The sequence below is a fragment of the Vibrio sp. 1069 genome (assembly GCF_033340555.1).
Genome location: NZ_JAWOWP010000172.1, coordinates 1 through 908, shown reverse-complemented (window position 1 = coordinate 908; position 908 = coordinate 1). Strand labels below are relative to the sequence as shown.

The following is a 908-nucleotide window of genomic DNA, read 5'->3' as shown; positions in this document are numbered from 1 at the left end:
GTAAGCATGGACAATTCCAGCCAAATACAACCAGTTATCAATTAATAACTCCCCTTTTGAACGAACATAGTGCCCATCCAAAGTCCGGTGTTTGGCTTCGAATTTTGACGAAAACTGGAGTAGGATTTGTCGGTGGAGTGCGACTCCGCATCTTGCCCCAAAAACTCCACTACAGATTGCTTCAAGCGCTTGTTGCGCAAAACAACATCGTGCCAAACCACAAAGGTGTTTTGTGATTCTTTATCTGCACGCTGTTGACCACCTGCTCGAATGCCCGCTTCGGTGACTTGCCATCCGTCTTCTGATTTACTTATCCAGCCTAGCTCACTCAACAATTGGTTGATTCGCTTGGCATTAAGGCGAAGTTTATCGCCAAGTTGTGTGGCACTCAGAGTTTTCCCAGAGGTAGGATTCAGCTCAATATGCAAGTTCGTAGGCCAGACAATAAACTGCCCAAACTTGGGGTGGTCAACATATTCACCGCCGAACTTAGCGCCCTCTTCCGTCAGGATCCATTTGTCCTCTTGGCGAGTGATGTAACCGGCGCGTTTGAGATCTGAAAACAGCAGCTTGGCGTCAATATTGCGCATTTTCGCTAATGCTGATGTCGATATTTTTTCTGACATGTGTGGAGCCTCCTGCTGCTGGGAAAATAACATCCTGTGAATGATATTAACGCATTGATTTCATTGCTTGAAGCAAGAATGAGAAAGATTCATACCAAGAAACAAAAAAGCCAGTCTTTTCCGACTGGCTTTGGCTTTAAATGATCTTAAAATTGGCGTGGTTACGCCTTTCGCCGATTATTTGATAAAGGCGATGCAGCCTTGCAAAATCACTAAGTTAACGATGTCGATGAAGAATGCACCGACAATCGGCACCACCATAAACGCCTGTGGTGACGGGCC

The 908-nt window shown here is 45.7% G+C and carries 1 pseudogene; it reads right to left on the bottom strand.

The annotated features are described in order from the left end of the window. Positions 1-626, bottom strand: a pseudogene (locus R7040_RS25250) (glycerol kinase); the annotation flags it as partial. Positions 627-908: the final 282 nt, after the last annotated feature.